Source organism: Alteromonas sp. KUL49, from assembly GCF_006538345.1.
Lineage (GTDB): Bacteria > Pseudomonadota > Gammaproteobacteria > Enterobacterales > Alteromonadaceae > Alteromonas.
This window is the reverse complement of the sequence record NZ_BJKL01000046.1, coordinates 1-516: the sequence shown is the minus strand read 5'-3', so window position 1 is coordinate 516 and position 516 is coordinate 1. Positions and strand designations below refer to the sequence as shown.

Annotated in this window: 1 pseudogene; it reads right to left on the bottom strand. The window is 48.4% G+C overall.

The features are described 5' to 3' along the window. Positions 1 to 46 precede the first annotated feature (46 nt). Positions 47 to 516, bottom strand: a pseudogene (locus tag EYS00_RS20465) (3-hydroxyacyl-CoA dehydrogenase family protein); the annotation flags it as partial.

Below are 516 nucleotides of genomic sequence, written 5' to 3'. Positions count from 1 at the left end.
TTCTGCCTTGTTCTCAAGCCGTTTTTCCTGCGCTATTTTTGATCACTTACTTACTGTGATTGGTATTATAGAACGGCTCATCCAGACCGGCGCGAGTCAGTAGACCATCACACGGAGCGAAACGATCGCCGTACTTCACAGCAAAGTCGTTCATCATCTCAACCAGCGACTTCACGCCAATTTGATCCATGTAACGGAACGGACCACCTAGGAACGGAGGGAAACCGATACCGAAGATAGCACCGATGTCGCCATCACGTGGGCTGCGAATTATGCCTTCATCGAGACAGCGAACCGCTTCATTTAGCATTGGTAACACGCAACGCATCGCGATATCGTTATCACTCAACTTAGGATCAGGCTGAAGTTTCAGAAGTTTGTAGACTGACTTGTCGACCTCTTTCTTCTTACCTTTGTAAGTGTAGAAACCCTTGCCGCTCTTGCGCCCTTTACGGTCATCATTCAGTAGACATCGAACACATCAGGACCTTGGAAGCGGTCACCCAACTCATTGAC